General features: G+C 56.8%; 14 protein-coding genes. 11 read left to right on the forward strand and 3 right to left on the reverse strand.

Annotated elements, in window-relative coordinates:
* Nucleotides 1–345: 345 nt before the first annotated feature.
* The 7 genes from BXP70_RS09180 (at nt 346) to BXP70_RS09210 (ending at nt 11,775) form a co-directional block, all read left to right on the forward strand.
* Nucleotides 346–1,728, forward strand: coding sequence for a hypothetical protein (locus tag BXP70_RS09180; protein WP_086593724.1), 1,383 nt, complete (start codon nt 346–348; stop codon nt 1,726–1,728).
* Complete coding sequence (locus BXP70_RS09185; RefSeq protein WP_086593725.1) at nt 1,725–3,272, forward strand: DUF5691 domain-containing protein; 1,548 nt, start codon at nt 1,725–1,727, stop codon at nt 3,270–3,272. Before BXP70_RS09180 ends, BXP70_RS09185 begins: the two co-directional genes overlap by 4 nt.
* A gap of 214 nt (nt 3,273–3,486) precedes the next feature.
* Nucleotides 3,487–4,584, forward strand: a complete 1,098-nt coding sequence (locus BXP70_RS09190; RefSeq protein WP_086593726.1) for an ATP-binding protein — start codon at nt 3,487–3,489, stop codon at nt 4,582–4,584.
* A 38-nt stretch (nt 4,585–4,622) separates the two neighbouring features.
* Nucleotides 4,623–5,873, forward strand: coding sequence for a hypothetical protein (locus BXP70_RS09195; protein ID WP_086593727.1), 1,251 nt, complete (start codon nt 4,623–4,625; stop codon nt 5,871–5,873).
* A gap of 34 nt (nt 5,874–5,907) precedes the next feature.
* The gene (locus BXP70_RS09200; protein ID WP_086593728.1) at nt 5,908–8,250 is read left to right on the forward strand and encodes a DUF5682 family protein; all 2,343 of its coding nucleotides are present in this window, start codon (nt 5,908–5,910) and stop codon (nt 8,248–8,250) included.
* Between the two features lie 125 nt (nt 8,251–8,375).
* The gene (locus tag BXP70_RS09205) at nt 8,376–10,622 is read left to right on the forward strand and encodes an ATP-binding protein (protein ID WP_179197636.1); all 2,247 of its coding nucleotides are present in this window, start codon (nt 8,376–8,378) and stop codon (nt 10,620–10,622) included.
* A gap of 40 nt (nt 10,623–10,662) precedes the next feature.
* Nucleotides 10,663–11,775 carry a VWA domain-containing protein gene (locus BXP70_RS09210; protein WP_086593730.1) on the forward strand — a complete coding sequence of 371 codons (1,113 nt, stop codon included), beginning with the start codon at nt 10,663–10,665 and terminating at the stop codon, nt 11,773–11,775.
* 69 nt (nt 11,776–11,844) lie between these two features.
* On the opposite strand, the gene BXP70_RS09215 is transcribed toward BXP70_RS09210, so the two are convergent.
* Nucleotides 11,845–13,008: an SMP-30/gluconolactonase/LRE family protein gene (locus tag BXP70_RS09215; protein WP_086593731.1), complete on the reverse strand. Its 1,164-nt coding sequence runs from the start codon at nt 13,006–13,008 to the stop codon at nt 11,845–11,847.
* Between the two features lie 111 nt (nt 13,009–13,119).
* On the opposite strand from BXP70_RS09215, the gene BXP70_RS09220 reads away from it, so the two are divergent.
* On the forward strand, nt 13,120–13,479 hold the full coding sequence (locus BXP70_RS09220; protein WP_086593732.1) for a hypothetical protein: 360 nt from the start codon (nt 13,120–13,122) through the stop codon (nt 13,477–13,479).
* 87 nt (nt 13,480–13,566) lie between these two features.
* Nucleotides 13,567–15,549 carry an AAA domain-containing protein gene (locus BXP70_RS09225; protein ID WP_086593733.1) on the forward strand — a complete coding sequence of 661 codons (1,983 nt, stop codon included), beginning with the start codon at nt 13,567–13,569 and terminating at the stop codon, nt 15,547–15,549.
* A 42-nt stretch (nt 15,550–15,591) separates the two neighbouring features.
* Here the strand turns inward: BXP70_RS09225 and BXP70_RS29425 are convergent, their stop codons facing one another.
* Entirely contained in the window at nt 15,592–16,200 is a 609-nt protein-coding gene (locus tag BXP70_RS29425; RefSeq protein ID WP_143436431.1) for a hypothetical protein, read from the reverse strand.
* Between the two features lie 144 nt (nt 16,201–16,344).
* Nucleotides 16,345–17,502: an SMP-30/gluconolactonase/LRE family protein gene (locus BXP70_RS09235; RefSeq protein ID WP_086593735.1), complete on the reverse strand. Its 1,158-nt coding sequence runs from the start codon at nt 17,500–17,502 to the stop codon at nt 16,345–16,347.
* A gap of 253 nt (nt 17,503–17,755) precedes the next feature.
* Here BXP70_RS09235 and BXP70_RS09240 point away from each other — a divergent pair, with 253 nt between their 5' ends.
* Together BXP70_RS09240 and BXP70_RS09245 are read left to right on the forward strand one after the other, a co-directional pair.
* Entirely contained in the window at nt 17,756–18,271 is a 516-nt protein-coding gene (locus tag BXP70_RS09240; protein ID WP_086593736.1) for an FKBP-type peptidyl-prolyl cis-trans isomerase, read from the forward strand.
* Between the two features lie 160 nt (nt 18,272–18,431).
* Nucleotides 18,432–20,114 (forward strand): hypothetical protein, encoded by a 1,683-nt coding sequence (locus BXP70_RS09245; protein ID WP_086593737.1) that lies wholly within the window; start codon nt 18,432–18,434, stop codon nt 20,112–20,114.

The following is a 20,114-nucleotide window of genomic DNA, read 5'->3' on the forward strand; positions in this document are numbered from 1 at the left end:
GAGGTCATTTACCTAGGTCGTTCGATGTAGAGATGCAAGATGTTGCGTCTCTACGTTGCTGCCGCTGTTTACTTAAGTTGCTCTAGGTCATGTTAACTCAAGCTATCCACGAAGGATACTTCAATCATTAAGCCGCTGCATCGTCTAACATTTTGCCCAACTAGCGCAATAAGCTACCCCACTTAGCAAGCCACCTTCCACGCGAGAAACTAACTTACTGAGCATCTTATTACTACAATATTTAGCATTTATTTCTAATATTTTTAGCTTGCTTTTTAAGCCTCAACCAGTACTTTAAGGGCCGAGAACATCGCTGACCCTTACGCCGCAAGCGGCCCTTTCGAGTTGATCTGGACGGAAGAACAAGTACGTGCGCTGGTGACCGACGCCGGCACGCTCAAGCGAGGCCTTGATTTAGCCAAGCCTCCCAAGTGGAGCAACCTAGGCCAGACCGATAGTGCCGCCTGGGGCGAGTGCGCCGGCAGCGGCTCCAAGCCCTACCAAGTCGGCATCGACCTCACAGAGCCGGCCTTTAAGTGCTCTTGCCCAAGCCGGGTATTTCCGTGCAAGCACGGCGCAGGGCTGCTTCTGCTATTGGCTCGCCAAACCGGGCTTTTCACGGGTGCTACGCCGCCGCCGTGGTTGGCCGAATGGCTTGAAAAGCGACAGCAAACCCAAAGCAAAAAAGCCGCGCCAGCACCCGCCGCCAAGGCTCCCGCACCCGAAACGGCAATACCTAGCTCCGCTGATCCCGCCAACGCGGCCGAGCCGGAGAGTGCTGCTTTGGTTAGCGAGGCGCGCTTGCAACGCATGCAGCGCGGCGCGAGCGAGCTGCTAGTGTGGCTGCAAGACCTCATCAGCGCGGGGCTAGCCCAGACCGAAAATCAGCCGCGCACCTTCTGGGAAAACCAAGCCGCCCGCCTCGTCGACGACCAATTACCAGGCCTTGCCGCGGTGCTGCGCGAGCTAGCCACGCTACGCTATGCCAGCCTCGATTGGCCGGAGCGGCTGCTGGCTCGCCTTGGCGAACTGTACCTGCTAGTGCGCGCCTTCCTGCGACTCGAACAACTACCTGCTGAGCTTCAACAAGATGTGCTTCAGCTCGTCGGTATCAACCTCAAAAAGGAGGATATACAGGCCCAGCAGCCCCCCGTGGCGGATACGTGGCTAGTGGTGGGACAGGTCACGAAGGAAGAAGAGCGACTGCTGTCTCGCCGCACTTGGCTGTGGGGGCAGCATACCAATCGCTACGCTTTTGTGCTGGAGTTTTCCTTTGGCGGTCAAGCCTTTGCCACGGCGCTCGTACCGACTGGCACCTACAAAGGCGACCTAGCTTTTTACCCGAGCGCCTGCCCGCTCCGCGCCGTCTCGACGGGTGCTTGGGCATTCAGCGGTACTCGGCCGCAAGCTAGGCCCGGTGGCAGTTCTGTTCAAGATTTGCTCGATGCCTATGCTACCGCGCTCAGCCAACTTCCCTGGCTGCGCGAGTGGCCCGTGACGCTGAACGGCGTGGTTCCTCAATTTGGCCCCAATGAGCAGCCCATCCTGTACCACCCCACCGAAGGGCTACAGCTGCCCCTGCGCTGCGACCCTGAGCTCGCCTGGCAGTTGCTCGCTATTAGCGGCGGGTACCCGCTAACAGTTTTTGGCGAATGGAACGGCCGCGCTTTTTTCCCGATTTCGTACTGGTCCGCTCCGGTGACGGCCACAACCGCCGTTTCTGTATGAACCTCCAAACCGACTGGCAGCAATTGCTGCGCGTGGCCTTGCTCGGCACGCGCCAAAGCGGCGAAACCGTACCTAGCTTAGCCGATCTGCCCGCCCCCGAAGCCGTTGAAAAACACGCCCTGTTAGCGGCTGGCTCCTTGGGCTTGGTGCGCAAAGCGGGCCTCAAAGCACTAGACGCCACCGCCCCCGACGTGTCGCCTGCCCCGCCCGAAACAATCCCAACCCTGGGCCTGAACGGCCGGGAGGCGCTGGGGCAGCTGCTCAATGACCGCTACCCGGCGATGCTAGCCGACTATTTGGTAAGCTTGGCGCAGGCCGGGCGCCGCGTGCCCCACCAACAGCTCGTCCCGCTGCTCAACTACGCCCGCACCCGCCCCGAGCTGCACGCGCCCACGGCGGCAGTGCTAGGTCAGCGCGGATTGTGGCTGGTGCGTCTCAACTCCGAGTGGCAACCGTTGCTGGCGTCTGCGGCCACACCCGATGCTGCAGATTGGGAAACGGGCAAGTTGCGCCAACGGCAAAACTACCTGCAAGCCCTTCACCGCCAAGACCCTGACCAAGCCCGGGCGCTACTCGCTGCCACCTTGGCCCAAGAGCCAGCCAAAACCCAAGCCGCGCTGCTCGCCGCCCTAGCGCCGGCCCTGAGCGCCGCCGACGCGCCCTTGCTGGAGCAATACCTAGGGTCGAAAAGCAAGGAAGTACGCCAAACGGTAGCACTCTTGTTGGTGCGCACGCCTGGCAACGCCTTGGTGGAGCGGCTATGGCAGCGAGCAGTGCCGTATTTGGAGTTAAAAAAGCCGCTGCTAGGTCGCAAGAAGCTGGAAGGTTCGTTGCCTGATACCTGGTCGGCAGAGTGGCAGGCCGATGGTATTGAGCAGAAAGATAACCGATACGCCGGCGAAAAAGCAGCGTGGCTTGGGCAACTCCTCTCCCTGATTCCGCCCGAGCGGTGGTCGGCGCACTGGAACATCGCCCCCACCGACTTGCTAGAATTAGCTACCGACAAGGAATGGGCGTCCTTGCTGCTGCCGGCCTGGAAGCAAGGGCTGCTGCTGCACCGCTCCGAGGCCTGGGCCCTAGCCTACCTCCGTTTGCAGCTCACCCACGACTCCATGCCATTCCTCACTGCCACCGATGCCACGGAGGTAGTTGGCCTCGCGCAAGTCACGCAACTGCTCATGGCGCACTTGCCGCGCCACCCACGCTTCACCCAGCCCGAAGCGCGCTGGGAAAGCCTGCTCTTGGATTTGCCCGGTCCTTGGCCGGAAGCACTTACGCACAAAGCGTTGGAAATCATTGAGAACACCCTGACCGTTGCTCCCAGCAATCAGCAGTACCTTCTTACGTACCGGCTCACGCAGCTCCTGCGCCACATGCAGCTCGTGGTGCCGCCCAGCGAATACGCCCGTTGTGCCACCACCTTGCGCAGCCTAGGCCAGCTAGATTCTTCGGTGAATACCGCCGCCGAGCAGTTCCTCAGCGCCCTCTACTTTCGCCAACAGCTCCACGAAACCCTCACCGAATCACCCGCCCCCGATAGTTGAACGATGTAGAGACGCAATAGTTGAAGTCTCATCGCTGAACGACTACAGAGAACGTCATGTCGACCAAGGAGAGACCTCTCGCGTGCTGATGTTGCCAAAGTAAACCTAGCTTTTAGAAGTTACCATGGCATGCGAGAGGTCTCCCGTTAGTCGACATGACCTTCTAATGAAGCACGATGACAAATAATAACATATCCACTCTCCTAGCTTTTTCATGTCGCTCAATCCTTCCTCCGAAATCCTGCGCCCGCACGTTGAGGTGCAATACGCCGAAGAACTCGCTGCCCTTACCGCCCTCGACGACCGCCCCAAGCCGCCCAACTGGAAACTCTCGCCCTGGGCGGTGGTGACCTATTTACTTGGCGGCAAGCTAGATAACGGCTTCGAGATTGAGCCCAAATACATCGGGCAGCGGCGCCTCATGGAAATTGCCGTGGCCACTCTCGCCACCGACCGCGCCCTGCTGCTGCTCGGCGTACCCGGCACCGCCAAAAGCTGGGTATCGGAGCACCTGACGGCGGCCATCAGCGGGCACTCCAACCTGCTCATCCAGGGCACGGCCGGTACTTCCGAAGATGCCATTCGCTACTCTTGGAACTACGCCCGCCTGATTGCCGAAGGGCCGTCGGCGGGGGCGCTGGTGCCCTCACCCCTACTCAAAGGCATGCAGGAAGGCAGTCTGGTGCGGGTGGAAGAACTCACGCGCATCCCCTCCGATGTGCAGGATACGCTCATCACGGTGCTCTCCGAGAAGGTGTTGCCTGTGCCCGAGCTAGCGACCGAGGTACAGGCCACGCGCGGCTTCAACGTGATAGCCACCGCCAACGACCGCGACAAAGGCGTGAACGAACTCAGCAGCGCCCTGCGTCGTCGCTTCAACACGGTGGTGCTGCCCCTACCTACTTCCGTGGCTGAGGAAGTACAGATTGTGCACTCGCGAGTAGAGAAAACCGGCCGCGCCCTGCAATTGCCGCCCACCACTGCGGCCCTGGAGCAGATCAGCCGCCTCGTGACCATCTTCCGCGAACTGCGCTCGGGCGTGACCGAAAACGGCAAAACCAAGCTCAAAAGCCCCAGCGGCACGCTCAGCACCGGCGAGGCTATTTCGGTGCTGAACAGCGGCCTGGCCCTGGCCGCCTACTTCGGCGACGGCACCCTGCAAGCCGCCGACCTAGCCGCCGGCCTCACCGGCGCTGTGATCAAAGACCCCGTGCAAGACCGCGTGGTGTGGCTGGAATACCTCGAAACCGTGGTGAAAGAGCGGGATGGCTGGAAGGATTTGTACCGGGCGTGCCGGGAGGTGGTGGAGTAAAGTTCTTTTTTATATACAGACTCTTTTAAGACATCTATATGCATCATAACCGAACACCCAAACTTTTTACAGGAGAAAGCATAAATGAACTATTTCAACAGATTTATAAAAGAATACAATCAACTATAGAGAATGAAAGCGAAACATATATTCTAAATGTCAATGAAAGCACCTACATAGATTACCTAACAAACAATCACAAAATTGATACTCCTGAGATACACTTTGACCATGTGAATGCTGATAGCTACGAAGATGATATTCCAGCCGAATATTTTCCGATGGATTATTATGTAATACAAGGAAAAAGGTACAGGAAAGAAGTTATTCAATTCTTCATTCCATGTACGGGTGAAACTACGTTGTTAAAATATAGACCAGCAAATGAATACTATGTTGGCGGAAGTGGTGGTCATTTTGGTATAACAACCGAAGCTATAGTTGCAGAATTTATCAATTTCTCGAATGACCCCGCAGAAATAAGAAGAAAATTCGACCAAGAAGTTGAGGGCATACATCCTAATTACAATTTATTAAGGAATAATATACAGCAATTTAATTTATCACTTAAGGAACAAGTGCGTTCTTACTTAAGTGAAAGAAAGAAGAAATTTTTAAACAAAAATAATCTTCTTTCTTCGTTAGGAATACCCATAAGGAAACGAGACGATGTCGCAGCAACTTTCTCTGTACCCAACCCACAACTCAGGGAAAAGATAATAGTTAGACCTATTGTGCATGAAACAGGTTTTAAACCCGAGCCTACTTTAGATAATGATAACTACATCAAGATTCTAAAGCTAATAAATGATGTTGGCAAAAATTTCGAAAGAATGCCTAGCGTCTATAAAGACAAAGGCGAGGAGGATTTGAGGGACCACATTCTTATGACACTAGACCCAAATTTCGAATTTGGAAGTGCAAGCGGAGAAACTTTTAACAAATCAGGAAAAACAGATATACAACTCCGGTATAATAGCTCTGTTGTATTTATTGCTGAATGCAAGTTTTGGAGCGGCGAGAAGAACTTTCTATCGACTATTTCACAACTGCTAGGGTACCTCACTTGGAGAGACACAAAAGCTTCAGTTATTGTTTTCGTCAAACAAAAAGATTTTTCTTCTATTCTGAAGAAAGTTGATACTGAAACACCTAAACACTCTAACTATTTAGAAACACTAGCTAGAGCAGAAGAGAATTGGTTTAACTATCGTTTTCATGTGAACGAAGATAAAAACAGAGAAATAAAGTTAGCTATTCAGTTATACCATCTACCTGTCATTCAATAGGCCATAATTATTTCACTAGTTAAATTAGAAAAATTTGTCTTCCGACCTCCACCTCTACGGTATCCGCCACCACGGGCCCGGCAGCACCGCCAGCCTTCTAAAAGCGCTGGACGCCTACCAGCCCGATATCGTGCTGCTCGAATGCCCCGCCGACGGCGAGAAAGCCCTAGCCCTAGCGGCCAACCCGGAGCTAAAACCGCCCGTGGCCCTGCTCCTCTACAACCCCAAGCAGCACGCGCAGGCCACCTTTCTGCCTTTCGCTCACTTCTCGCCCGAGTGGCAGGCGGTGCAGTGGTGCGCGCAGCACGGCGCCCACCTGCGCTGCTTCGATCTGCCGATGGCCTTGCGCTTTGCCCTGCCCGATACGGTGGAGCACGTGCCTGGCGCGGCCCCGCGTGAGCTTCTGCAAAGGGAAGACGGAGCACCTAGCCCTAGCGAGGAAGAAGCAGAACCAGAAGCGTTGGAGGCTAGCCCGTTGTCTCCTGAAAACCAGGAACAAGAGCCCGAAGCCGAGTTCCGGCACGACCCCATTGCCCACCTCGCCCGCCTCGACGGCTACGCCGACGGCGAACGGTGGTGGGAAGCCCGCATTGAGTACAGCACCGGCCACGCTGACACCTTCGAAGTGGTGTTATCGATGATGACGGCGTTGCGCGAGGAGCTGGCCCAGCCCGAATCGGAGGAAACCTTGCTGCGCGAAGCCTATATGCGCGAAACCCTGCGCAATACGATCAAGCAGGGCTACCAGCGCGTGGCCGTGGTGTGCGGGGCCTGGCACGCGCCCGTACTGCGCGCCGAGGAACTACCGCGCTACGCCAAGGACGACAAAGCCCGCCTCAAGGGCCTCAAGAAAGTGCCCACCGAAGCCACCTGGGTCCCCTGGACCTACGAGCGGCTGGCTTTTCAGTCGGGCTACGGGGCAGGCGTGCTCTCGCCGGCTTGGTACGAGCTGCTGTTTGCCGAGCCCCACGACCGGGTCGTGACGCATTGGATGGTGCGGGCGGCGCACCTACTGCGGGAGCAACAAATCGATGCGTCGTCGGCGCACGCCATTGAGGGCGTACGGCTGGCGGAAGCGCTGGCCGCCGTGCGTGGGCTAGCTTTGCCGGGCATTGCGGAGTTGGAAGAAGCGGCCGTGTCCATCTTCGGGGGCGGCTACGCGGAGGCGCTGCACTTGGTACACCAACGGCTGGTGATTGGCGAAAAGCTAGGCGAAGTTCCGGAGGAACTGCCCGCTTCTCCTTTGCAGCAAGACCTAGCATTGCAACAAAAGTCCCTGCGCCTCAAGCCCGAAGCGGTCAGCAAAACGCTGACCCTGGACTTGCGCAAGGACCTCGACCTAGGTCGGAGCCACTTGCTGCATCGCTTGCAACTGCTCAATATTCGGTGGGGTCAGCCGCAACGCGTGCAGGGCAAGAGCGGCACTTTCCACGAAGTGTGGGAGCTGCAATGGCGCCCCGAAATGGTACTCGGCGTGCTGGAAGCCAGCCGTTGGGGCAACACCATTTTGGCCGCGGCCAGCGGGGCGGCCGCTCACCGTGCCCAGGAAGCTACCGACCTAGGCCAGATCAGCCAACTGCTAGAAGAAGCCTTGCGCGCCGACCTAGGTCCGGCCCTGCCCGCGCTGGTAGCCCGCCTCGAAACCCTGAGCGCCGGCACCCGCGACGTGGTGCACTTGCTCACGGCCTTGCCCCCGCTGGTGAACGTGCTGCGCTACGGCAACGTGCGCCGCACCGAAGGCGCCCAAGTGGCGCAGGTAGTGCACCACCTGGTGCCGCGCCTGTGCATCTCTTTGCCCCTAGCCTGCACTGGCCTCGATGCCGACGCGGCCCGGCAGCTTTTGGAGCGCATCGAAGGTGCCCACCAGGCCATTCGCCTGCTGCCCGACGAAGCCCAACAAACCGATTGGTACGCCGCGCTGCACACCATTGCCCAGCAGCCCGCTAGCAGCGGCTTGCTCGCCGGGGCGGCCACCCGCCTGCTCTTCGACGCCCAGCAGCTAGCCTCCGACGACACCGCTACGTTGCTCGGCCTCGCGTTGGCGCCGGCGCAGCCTACCGAGTATGCCACAGCCTGGATCGAGGGGTTTCTGCGCGGCAGCGGCCTGCTGCTCATCCACAACCGCGTGCTTTTTGACCTGCTCGACGCGTGGCTCTCCGGGTTGGAGGAGACAGTATTTCAGGAAACTGTGCCTCTGTTGCGCCGCTCTTTTGCCGATTTTAGCCGCCCCGAGCGCCAACAGGTGCTAGCCCTAGCAGTGGGCGGTCCGGCCGTGGTACGGCAACAGGACCTAGACCTCGACTTGGCGCGTGGACTGCGCGTGCTGCCGGTGCTGCGGGAGTTACTAGGAATAAACTCAACGGCAAGCACTTTATAATGCCGTGATGAGTACCTAGGAAGCAGCTTCTATCCTAGGACTTGGTAAATTTGATGTCGGCCGTTGGAATGCCATCCGGTCAGGAGCCTTGCGGAAGGCTCCTCGTTGCTTGTTCTTCGTTTCTTGTGCGCCCCTATTTGCTCTCCTTTTTTCTGTTGCTGTTGGCGTTGAGCCTGAGCGTTCCGCTCCGGGCCAACCGCTACTGGAACACGGATTACGACTCGCTTCATCACGCCCTGCCGCGGCTGCACGCGCCGGAAGCCCGCCTGCGCACGCTGGTGCACCTACTTGATATCACCGAACTCACCGAAGCGCGCCGCCGCAAACAGGCCCTGCCGTTGCTCGACGAGCTGCTGACCTTAAATCAGCAATTCCAACTCTTCGACAGCAGGCCGTATCAGTTGCTGCGCCAGGGCGTGGGCTTGTGGGTGCAAGCTGGGCACGATCCCGAAGCCATGGTGCTTTTGCACCAGGCAGTTACCATGTTCGACCAAGAGCATCGACCCATTCCGCGCCTGCTCATCGACCTAGCGCCACTCTACAACCGTATGCACCAGCCCGAGGCGCGCTTCGCGTACTTTCGGCGTAAGTTGGCCTACTATAACCTGCACGGCGCCGATGAAAACGCGGCCGCTTGCTACCTGGTGCTAGCGAGTTCATACCGCCACCAAGGCAACTTCAACCAGGCCATCAGCCACTACCTACATGCGGCAGACTTGTTCAAGCAGTTCGACCGCGCGCTCTACACCAACGAGCTCATGGTGGCCGGCGACACCTATGGCGAGTGGGGTAACCTGCACAAAGCCACGGAATATTTGAACCAGGCCATGGCGCTCGAAAACCGCTATCACCTGGAAGGACTACGGCGTTTTTACACGCTCAATTCCCTTTGTAAGCTACATATGCGCCAAAACAAGCTGGCACAAGCGCAGTATTACGCCGATCTAGCGTTGCAGGCGGCCCAGCGCGACTCGGCCGATGGGGCGCTGTACAGGGCATATGGCCTCGTGCAAAAGGCTACGGTGCTGATTCACTCGGGGCAGGCCCAGCAGGCAATGCCCTTGCTACGCCGAGCCCAACAGCTCTCCGATTCGCTGCACCTGCTGATTGCCGGCCGGCCGGGCGAATTCATGCTGGATGAAGCGTGGGCCCAGTACTACGAAACCGTCGGGGACTTCCGGCGGGCCGAAGAACACTGGCGGTTATCGTACAAAAAAGCCTTGGCCACCAACCTGAACATGCTGCGCCCGAAGTGTTTGCAGCAGCTCATTCGCTTTTATGACGCTCGTCAGCAGCCCGCCCAGGTGCAGCACTACACTCGCACGTACCTAGCTTTGTCGGACTCGGTGAACCGGGTTCAAGATGCCTTCAACATTGCTCAATATGAGGGCGAACGAACAGAACAGGCCCAAAACGCAAAGTTTGTCAGCCTGCGCCAAGCACATGCCCTCCAGACGCTGCGCCTACAACAGCGCAACGCCCTTCTGCTGGTTGCCCTAGGTGCCGTGGTCTTGATATCGGGCTTAGGCGTAGTCCTTTATTATCAGTTGCGAACCAATACCCGCACGCTCACGCAGCTCCGTCAAGCCCAAACCCAGCTGGTGGCGGCGGAAAAGTGGGCCTTTGTGGGGGAGCTTTCCGCTGGCATTGCCCACGAACTACAAAATCCGCTCAACTTCATGAAGCGCTTTGCGGAAGTGAGCACCAAGATGCTCGACGACATGCAGCAGCCCACCGGCAAGACCAAGAATGCGCAGTCTGATGAGCTGGAGCAGGAAATTGTGGCGGGGCTGAAGCAGAATTTGCAGGAAATCAGTCAGCATGGCTTGCGGGCATCGTCTATCATCAAGGACATGCTCGAACACTCGCGCTCCGGCACCACCCATCGGCAGCCCACCGACCTGAACTCGTTGATCGGCGAGCACCTCAAGCTAGCGTACCGCGGCGTGCAGGGCGATGACCCGGCGTTTCACGCCACGCTTACGCTTGACCTAGCCCCCGATCTTGCCGTGGTCAACTTAGTCCCCCAGGACATGGGACGCGTGTTCCTCAACTTGTTCACGAACGCCTTCCACGCCGTGCAGCAACGCGCCCAGACGGCCAGCCCTGACTACGAGCCCACGGTTTGGGTGAGCGCCAAGCAACAAGCCCAGCAAATCGAAATTCGTATTCGCGACAACGGCACGGGCATGAGCGAAACCGTGCGACAGAAAGCCTTTCAGCCCTTTTTCACTACCAAGCCCGTGGGGGTTGGCACCGGGCTAGGCTTGTCGCTGAGCCACGACATCATCACCAAAGGGCACGGCGGCACCATCAGCATCACTACGCAGGAAGGCCACTTCACGGAGTTTATCGTCACATTGCCGGTTTAGTTTTTCTTCGCCACAAGGCGCTCATACCTAGCTTATTCTCATGTCTAACCCTGCCCGCTGGAAACTCGTGCTCGGCTCGCCTGCCGACGCAGACAATCAAATTGCTATGTCGGTTGACTACGGGCGCATGGACGAGGTGCTCACCGCCCTCTACGACCAGGAAAGCAAGGAGCGCGGCGCGGGGTTAGGAGGTTCTTCGCCCCGCGTGTCGCGCTGGCTCGGCGACATTCGCCAGTACTTTCCCTCCTCAGTGGTGGCCGTGATGCAGAAGGATGCCATGGAGCGGCTCGGCCTGAACCAGATGCTGCTGGAACCCGAAATCCTGCGCACGGTGCAGGCCGATGTGCACTTGGTGGGCTTGCTGATGTCGTTGGGGCGCGTGATGCCGGCCAAAGTGAAGCACACAGCCCGCGAGGTGGTGCAGCGGGTGGTGCAGGACTTGGAAAAGCGCCTCGCCAACCCGCTCCGCCAAGCGGTGCAAGGTGCCCTGAGCCGGGCCGTGCGCAACCCTAGGCCGCGCTACCACGAAATCAACTGGGCGGCTACTATCCGGGCCAACTTGAAGCACTACCAACCTAGCTACAAGACGATTATCCCGGAAAAGCTCGTCGGCTACGGCAAGCGCGGGCAGGCGCTCAAGGAGATTGTGCTGTGCGTAGACCAGAGCGGCTCGATGGCCTCGTCGGTGGTATACGCGGGCGTATTTGGGGCGGTGCTGGCGTCGCTGAAAGCCGTGCGCACCCACATGGTGGTATTCGACACGGCCGTGGCCGACCTCACCCAGGATCTGCAAGACCCCGTGGATTTACTGTTTGGCATCCAACTCGGCGGCGGCACCGACATCAACCGGGCCCTCACCTACTGCCAGCAGCTCATCACCCGCCCCACCGATACCATCCTGGTGCTCATCAGCGACTTATACGAGGGCGGCAACTCGGCTGAGCTGCTCAGGCGCGCCGCCGCACTCAGAGCCGCCGGCGTCACGTTCGTGGTGCTCCTAGCCCTCAGCGACGAAGGCGCCCCCAGCTTCGACCGGCACATGGCCGAGAAGCTAGCAGCCATGGGCATCCCTAGCTTTGCCTGCACGCCGGATAAGTTTCCCGAGCTAATGGCCGCGGCTATTCAGGGGAAGGAGTTGCAGCCATTCTTGTAAAAGCATAAAAATCAGCCCGTCATGTCTCCGTTGGTCGACATGACGGGCTGATTTATATCCATCGTATTCTTAATTCCGCAGTGGCTTCAGCCCTAGGGCTAGCTTGTAGATGTGCACTGGGAACTGTACTGTCTCCTTCCCCTGCTGCATGCCGGCGGAGCGGTTGATTTGGGCGGCCGGAATCCAGAGGTTGCCTTTGTTGTCAATCCACATGGCATCGGCCCAAACGAGGCGGTCATCTTGCAGGAGGGTGGTGGCTTGGCCTTCGGGCGAAATCTTCAGCAGACGCTTGTGGTTGCAGTCGTTGAGGTAAATGTTGCCGTTGGCATCGATGGCGGTACCGCCGGTGGTGGGCGAGTTGTAGAAGTACTTCACTTGCTTGGCTAGGTCGGCGCTCGATACGTTTGGGTCGTCGAGCAGGCGCGTTTCGAGGCGGTACATGGGTCCGGCCGCGCTTTGCCAGTAGTAGTAGTTGCCGTCGGGCGACACTTCCATCTGGTCGGCGTGCAGCGCTACATCTTCGCCGGTGGGCTTCACCATCCTTTTGCCCTCGCCATACATCGGGCGGCGGGCGGTGGTGCTGGTGTCGTTTTCGAGCACGCGGCGGCCTTTGCCGGTTTTGGTATCGAGCACGATGAGAGCGGGCGCGCCGGCATCGGTCACGTAAATTTTGTCGGCGTGGAAGCGCAAATCATCCACGAAGCTCTTAGGCTTGGCATAGGCATCCAGCGGAATGGAGCGCACCAGCTTGTTGGTTTTGATGTCGAAGGCGAGCAGCTTGGGGCCGTTTGGTACCGGCGCGGCATCCGATTTGGGCGTGCCCGTATCAATAACCCACAGGTTTCCGTCGGGACCAAAGCGTAAGGAATTGGCCCGCACAAACTTCTGCTTGGCGTCGGCACCTAGCTTCCAGTTGTTCCAGTTTTGATTTGGGTACGGCACTGCTTTGCCGTTCTTTATCTCTCCGATGCGCGTACCAGCGCTGCCTTCGTTGTGCGGGAACAGCACAAAAGCCCGGCCATTGTCGGACACGGCCACGCCGTTCCAAATGGTATCGGCTTGGTAAACATCTTCCAGCTTGCTCGCGCTGAGGCTATTGGTGGTATCGGCGGGTGCCGCGGCCGAAGAGTCTTGTGCGGCAGCTTGGGTTGTGGTTTGGGCGTTTTCCGGATGGCTGTTGCAGGCGGCTAGCAGCACCAAGGCCAGCGGCAATGCGGAGGTAAGACGAAGCATGTAGCGAGGGGATGGTTGTTCAAAAACGTGCCGTGAAAGGCATTTTTGCACATTACGCTACGGCTGAGATGCTAGGCTAGCTTTGCGGAAATTTTATTCTTTACAAATTATATGATTAACTGCTTTCCTTTTGAAGTACATTTTGTAAACGGTGCAGCGCGTGGTTCTCCGGAACAGATGTATCAAGTCATAGCAGACTTCTCTTCCCCAGCCTTTTCATCGTACAAAGCTTTATTTGATAAATACGGTGCGGCTGAAGGATTGCTCTCTTTAGTTGATTTAACCGCTTTTATAATTGAGGAAAGAGCACCGACTTTACTTGATCATTTAGATTTTGACGAAGAGGGTTATCAGCTGGATATGCACGTAGATAGTGATGCCGCTTTGCAAGTATTTAGATCTGCTGCTTGCCCTGTCTTCCAGAACTTGGACGAGTTGACCAAATACCTGATACGCATAGTTGGCAGATAACTAGCTATCATTCTAAAAATCTCCCCGACCTTCGGCCACCCTTTTGCCGTTTTCGTTGTTACCAACGATCCGATAACGAGTACCATTTTGCCTGAACAACCTACGTATACCGACCCCTACGCGCTAGAGAAAGAACTGCGCAAAGTCCAGGCGCTCCTGAAGCTGGAGCAGCAAGAAGACCTGGAGCAGTTCAAGATCAAGAGTGCCAAAACCAGTATTGCCGAGCGGCAGCACCGCGGCCTGACCTGGTATCCTGTTAAAATCACCAAAGAAGAAATTGGCTTCGGCGGAAAGCTGGTGCTAGAGCTAGAGCGCCCGGCCAGTCAAAACAGCCTGCACTTGTTCCAAGTTGGCCGCAACGCCGCCCTCTTCGGCAACATTCCGAACCGCGCCGCCACCGACCGCCCTACGCTCAACGGCGTGATTACGGCCGTGCGTCGCAATAAGATCCTGCTGGCCACCAACAAAGAAGATCTCCCCGATTGGGTCGATGAAGGCAAGCTAGGCGTCGACCTGACGTTCGATGAGGTGAGCTACCGCGAGATGGAGCACGCCTTGCAGAAGGTAATGGGCGCCTACGAAAACCGCCTCGCCGAGCTGCGCGACATTCTGCTCGGTGGCAAGCCGGCCCGCTTCAAAGACGAAAGCGAAGCCACACTCTACTACCCTAGCCCCCTGAACGAGTCGCAATTGGCGGCCGTGCGCCACGTGCTGGCGGCCAAGGACGTAGCCATCATCCACGGTCCGCCCGGCACGGGCAAAACGACCACGCTGGTGCAGGCAATTCTGGAAACCATCCGGCGCGAGCGGCGCGTGCTGGTGTGCGCCCCGAGCAACACCGCCGTGGATTTGCTCACCGAGAAGCTAGCCGAGCGCGGCGTAAATGTGATTCGCATGGGCAACCCCTCGCGGGTGTCAGATTTGCTGCTGGAACACACGCTCGACGCTCAGATTATGGCGCACAAAAGCTACCCGGAGCTGAAATCGATGCGGCAAACGGCTGAGCAGTACCGCGAAATGGCCGGCAAGTTCAAGCGCCATTTTGGCTGGGAGGAGCGCGAACAGCGCCGCATGCTGAAAGAGCAAGCCCACCAGATACTGCAAGATTCCGACAACCTAGAGCGCTACATCACCGAAGACCTGCTCGACAAAGTGCAGGTCCTGACCTGTACGCTCGTGGGCGCCGGCAACCGTGCTATTCGGCACCTTACTTACGAAACGGTGTTCATCGACGAGGCCGCGCAAGCATTGGAGCCCGGCTGCTGGATTCCCATCACGAAGGGCAACCGCGTGGTGCTGGCCGGCGACCACCAACAGCTGCCGCCCACCGTGAAAAGTGAGCAAGCCGCCCGCGACGGTCTGCGCGAAACGCTGTTCGAAAAGTGCATCACGCGCCAGCCCGACTCTGCCCGCATGCTCACGGTGCAATACCGTATGCACGAGCAGATCATGGAGTTTAGCTCCGAGCAGTTCTACGACGGCAAGCTCATTGCCCACGAAAGCGTGCGCCACGCCGACCTAGCCGACTACGACTTGCGCTTCGCCCCCGACCTAGCCGTGGAGTTCTTGGACACGGCCGGTTTCGGCTTCCAGGAGCTAGGTATTCCCGAAAGCCGCTCGGTGGCCAACCCCGAGGAAGCCGACCTGCTGCTGCGCCGCCTCTCGGAACTGCTGAGCGTGTACGTACCCGAAGACCACCTCACCGACTTACTCACGGTGGGCGTCATTGCACCGTATCGCGCCCAGATCAACTACTTGAAAGACAGAGTAGAAGAAGTACCCGAGCTAGCCGAAATGGTAACCCACCGCCTACTCTCAGTCGGTACGGTCGATTCCTTCCAAGGTCAAGAGCGCGACATCATCTGCATCACCATGACGCGCTCCAACGATACCGGCGACATCGGCTTCCTCTCCGACATTCGTCGCATGAACGTGGCTATGACCCGCGCCCGCCGCAAGCTCCTCATCGTCGGCGACTCCAGCACCCTAGGTCGCCACGATTTCTACAAGGCATTTCTGGATTATGTGGAGAGCATTGGCGCTTACCGTACGGCTTGGGAAATGCAGTAGTCTTTTCTGGTTTGTCATGTAAGCAATGGATACAGGGGTGGTTCACTGCTCGATAAACTTAACATGCCTAATCGCTGCTGTATTGGTTTGGGTAGAAACCCAGCAATCAATTTCCTGCAGGTAGCTATTATAGTTTAGCCTATCTGAAAATTCTAGAATTTCCTGATAGGCTACATTTACATAGTAGCGCTGATTTGTAGCATCGTAATGCCCTACCCCATTGCCAATCTGCTTTACGGTATGCAGTTGGTTTTGTCTTGTATGCAGCAAGGTGAGCTTTTCGATAGAATGTTTTCGCGGATTCAGTTCGACCCGCAAGCTCAACATGCCGTTGGGTGTTTTTTTGACGGGCATGGTTGCCGTATATATAACTGATTGACTATCAACATTTATCAGCTTTACGTCTTGATATGGAGTGCTTGGGTCCGGGACAAGCATTTCAGATTCATCGTTTTCGCTACTACGTCCAACCTGCCAAGGACCGATAAAAGAATCCTGCCAAGGGCTGGGAAAAGTCTCCTTATTCGAAGATTCAACTGCACTAGCTCGATCTTCAACAGTGGAAATGGGAGTTGTGGAGGGCTCGGAATGACATTGTGTTAAGACCAAACCTAAAAACATAGATAGCAAATTACTTGAGGGAATGCGCATAGAAATAAGATAAGCTTCTTTCAATAGGCCTAGAAAGAATCAAGCAGTCAAATACTTAGTAAGTATATTCGTCTTTCAACCAGAAACCAACAAGCCAGCTATTCATCGTAGCTGGCTTGTTGGTTCCTGGTAAGAGCAAGAATCTTACTTCAGATCAATGTACGACTCCGTGTGCGGTGCGTCCGACTTCGTATTTACGAAGTGCTTCACAGGATTATCGTAGTCGGAAATGTAAAGACGTTTGCCTTTCAGCAGCACTTCGGCGGGTTGATCGAGCTTACCGCCGGCACCATCGGTATCGGGGTTTTGAGCTAGGGTCGTTACGGTGTTGTCTTTCAGATTAACGACAAAAATGGCGTTCTGACGAGCACCCGTGATGTACGCTTTGTCCGAGGCACGGTCGATAACGAGGCCGTCGATACAGGTGATTTTGTCGCCTTTGAGTGGCAGTGCTTCCTGTTTCGCCAGTGTGCCGTCGGGCTTCATCGTCATTTTATAGAAGGTACCGTCGCCGAAGGAGCCGGTGTAGAAGTTGCCTTGGCTGTCGTAATCAAGTCCATCAGCACCGTTGTCCACGCCGGTTTCGTTCACCTTCGTTGTGAACATGGTCAGCACGTGCGGGTCTTTGGTTTTGGGCTTGAGGTGAATAGGGCCTTTCGCTCTTTTCAGCTCGTCGAGGGTGAAGACCAGCACGGCGCTGCCTTTGTCGTTGTCGGCCATATCCCACTGGCTGTCGGTCACGTAGAGTTTGTTGCCCTTCCATACCACCGCGTTGGCCAGCGCGAAGCTGTCTACGGCCGTTTCGATAGGGCCGGGCTTACCGTTTTGCATGCGCACCCGCATCAGCCGCGACACGAATTTCTTACTGTTTTCGTATTGGTTTTCAGCGTAGTACAGGTTACCATCGGGCCCAAAAGCTAGATCCATAGGGGCTGCTTTCTTGGTGGTGGGCTCCACGGGCAGGTTGGTGATGTACGGCTTGGCGGAGTCGCCGACTATTTCTAGGATGGCCGCTGGGTAGCTGTTATTAGCTAGGTTTGGTATGGAAAGCAGTACGTTACCGTTGGGCGCTAAGGCTAGGCCGTCGGGGGTATTATACTTTTCAGGAAGCTTAAAGAGCAGCTTGGGGCTGCCGACGGTCGGGATGCTATCAGCGGGCACGCCCATGGTATCAGCGGCCGCTTTGGTGGTGGCGGTAGAATCGGCGGAAAGGGAAGTGTTGGCTTCGGTCTTGGTTGAATTTTGCTGGCAGCTAGCCAGCAATGCGCCGCCGATAAGCAACGGAAGAAATTTAGGATTCATACAGGTGTGCGAGTAGAAGTGAGGTTTGGCGCCACACAAGGCAACGGTTTAACCAAATTTTAATGCTCAGCTTAACGCATAGAAGGTAAAGCAGTTAGGCTAATGCCAAAATCTTGCATATGGCTCGTCACAAGCACTTAATTTGTACACCTTTGCTAGCTCCTTCCGTCCTTTTCCGGGTTATTTCCGTAACTAGCTATCCTAATTACTAATCCGACACCCAAAAAACGGACACCCCGTCCACCCCTGTAGCATGGCCCAGATCAGCCCCAACAAAGTCGTCACCATCACTTACGACCTGAGCGTGACGGACGAAAACCAAGAGAAAGTACTGGTAGAATCAGCCGAAGCCGATGCACCCATGGTGTTCATCTTTGGCCACAGCGGCCTACCCGAGGAGTTTGAAAATCAACTAGACGGCAAAGGTGCCGGCGACGCGTTCAGCTTCTCCCTCACCCCCGACCAAGCCTACGGCGACTACGATCAGCAGGCCGTGGTAAGCATCCCAAAGCAGGTATTCGAAATCGACGGCAAGGTTGATGAGGAGATGCTGCAAGTGGGTAACTTCCTGCCCATGGCCGATAACGAAGGCAACCACATGCAAGGCAAAATCGTGGAAATTGGCGCCGACACGGTACAAATGGACTTCAACCACCCCCTGGCCGGCATGGTGATGCACTTTGATGGTAAAGTAGAAGGCGTGCGCGACGCCACGCAGGAAGAGCTCGACCACGGCCACGTGCACGGCGAAGGCGGCCACAACCACTAAGCACTTGCACGTTGTTCTACGAAAAAACGGGGCTTTATGGCCCCGTTTTTTGTTTTAGCTAGTTCGGCAAGCCTAGCTGGTGCGGGCGTCTGCTAGCTATTTACTAATGTCACTGCCTGCCTTTGTCCGCTAATTAAGCTCAGAACAATGCTATTTAATCTTGGACAGGTGGTACATTTGGTTTAAGCAGTTACTTATTTTTATCAGCCGCTTTCTCATCCGATCTATCCATCTTATAGCTTCCCTGCTTCCTGACTTTGAATACGATATCTTTATTAGCTACCGGCATAACGACAACCTCTTCGACGGTTGGGTAACCGAGTTTGTGACGCGCTTACAGGAAGAACTAGCGGCAACTATCAAGGAACGCTTAAGCATTTATTTCGACAAAAATCTGCGCGACGGGCTGAGCGATACTGCGCTGGTGGCACCTAGCCTAGAACACCGACTCCGCGCCTTCATCTTGATACCGCTGATTTCGCAGACGTACTGCGATACGGAGCGGTTTTCCTGGAAGCACGAGTTTTTGCCCTTTCACCAGCAGGCCAGCCACGACCGGCTGGGGCTCTACCTGCGCCTGCCTAGTGGCAACGTTGGGTGCCGCATTCTGCCCCTGCGCATCCACAACCTCGATTCGAGCGACGTACACCTGCTCGAAACCACGCTTGGCGGGCACCTGCGCACCATCGATTTTGTGTACGAAGACCTAGGGGTGAACCGGCCGCTGCGCGCCAAAGACGATGAACTGCCGCGCCCAACCGGGGGGCTGCTCTACCGCAACCAGATCAACAAGGTAGCCAACGCCATCAAAGAGTTGGTAGCGGCTGTTAAGCAGCCCGCGCCGTTTGTTTCCCCGGCGGTCTTCGGGGCACCTTCCATCCTGCCCCTGCCCACGCCGACGACCACTTTTCCCGTGGCAGTGCCGGCTGCTGCCCCGTCGCTCCCCCCGCCACCGTCAGCGGGGCCCGTGGTGTTTCTGGCCTGGACCTCCAAAGAGCTAGCTGCCCGGCGTGAGGAGTTGGCGCTCGTCTGTACGAAGGCCGGCTTACAGGTGGTGCCCAGCACCGATTGTCCTCTGGATGAGGAAGAATTTCGGGTGCGTACGCAGGAAGCAGCGGCGGCGGCCACGTGCGCGGTGCACCTGCTGGGCAACGAGTTCGGCCGTCGTTTCGAGGAAGAGGAAGATTGCTCTTTTCCCATGTTTGCCTACCAGGAAGCCCGACGCTTAGCTGCCACCCGCCCCGCGTTTCGGCAATTTATCTGGTACTGTCCGGACGAAGCCTTGGCGGTAAAACCCGCCCAAAAAACCTTCGTGAACAACATTCGCAATGAGCTGACGGAGCGGTGCACGTTTACGAGTGCCCTGAGCGCCATGCAGCTGGTGCAAGACCTGCGCAGCACCCTCTCGCAAGCCAGTCCCCCACCGCTCCACCTCGACAAAGAAACGGATATCTTCTTTGTATATAACCAGTTAGACAGTGAAGAGGCCAACGAGATTACCGACCGACTTAGCGAAGAAATTCCCCTGGAACTCCTCATTATTGAGCCCAATAGCGAAGATTTATACAAGGAAATAACCGTTCGAACGATTCCGAAAAGCAAGCTGGCGGTGGTGTACTTCAAGCACAGCGCCGACTGGGCCCTGCCCTTCGTGAAGCAGATCTGGCGCCTAGTGGGCGGGGCGGGTTCTTCCACGCCTATCTTGTTTGTGGGCGAAGACGAGCCCGTGCACAACCGATTACGGACCTTCAAAGCTCCGCGGGTTATTTCCTGCATTCAGCCGCACCAAGGGGTGAGCGAGGAAGTCCGGCGCATCTTTCAGCAGGTAGACGCTCGGTCGTAG

Source organism: Hymenobacter crusticola, from assembly GCF_002154225.1.
Classification (GTDB): Bacteria; Bacteroidota; Bacteroidia; order Cytophagales; family Hymenobacteraceae; genus Hymenobacter; species Hymenobacter crusticola.

Coding starts and splice junctions, on each gene's coding strand:
- BXP70_RS09185 (WP_086593725.1), top strand. CDS start 1,725: ATGAACCTCCAAACCGACTGGCAGCAATTGCTGCGCGTGGCCTTGCTC.
- BXP70_RS09190 (WP_086593726.1), top strand. CDS start 3,487: ATGTCGCTCAATCCTTCCTCCGAAATCCTGCGCCCGCACGTTGAGGTG.
- BXP70_RS09195 (WP_086593727.1), top strand. CDS start 4,623: ATGCATCATAACCGAACACCCAAACTTTTTACAGGAGAAAGCATAAAT.
- BXP70_RS09210 (WP_086593730.1), top strand. CDS start 10,663: ATGTCTAACCCTGCCCGCTGGAAACTCGTGCTCGGCTCGCCTGCCGAC.
- BXP70_RS09215 (WP_086593731.1), bottom strand. CDS start 13,008: ATGCTTCGTCTTACCTCCGCATTGCCGCTGGCCTTGGTGCTGCTAGCC.
- BXP70_RS09220 (WP_086593732.1), top strand. CDS start 13,120: ATGATTAACTGCTTTCCTTTTGAAGTACATTTTGTAAACGGTGCAGCG.
- BXP70_RS29425 (WP_143436431.1), bottom strand. CDS start 16,200: ATGCGCATTCCCTCAAGTAATTTGCTATCTATGTTTTTAGGTTTGGTC.
- BXP70_RS09235 (WP_086593735.1), bottom strand. CDS start 17,502: ATGAATCCTAAATTTCTTCCGTTGCTTATCGGCGGCGCATTGCTGGCT.
- BXP70_RS09240 (WP_086593736.1), top strand. CDS start 17,756: ATGGCCCAGATCAGCCCCAACAAAGTCGTCACCATCACTTACGACCTG.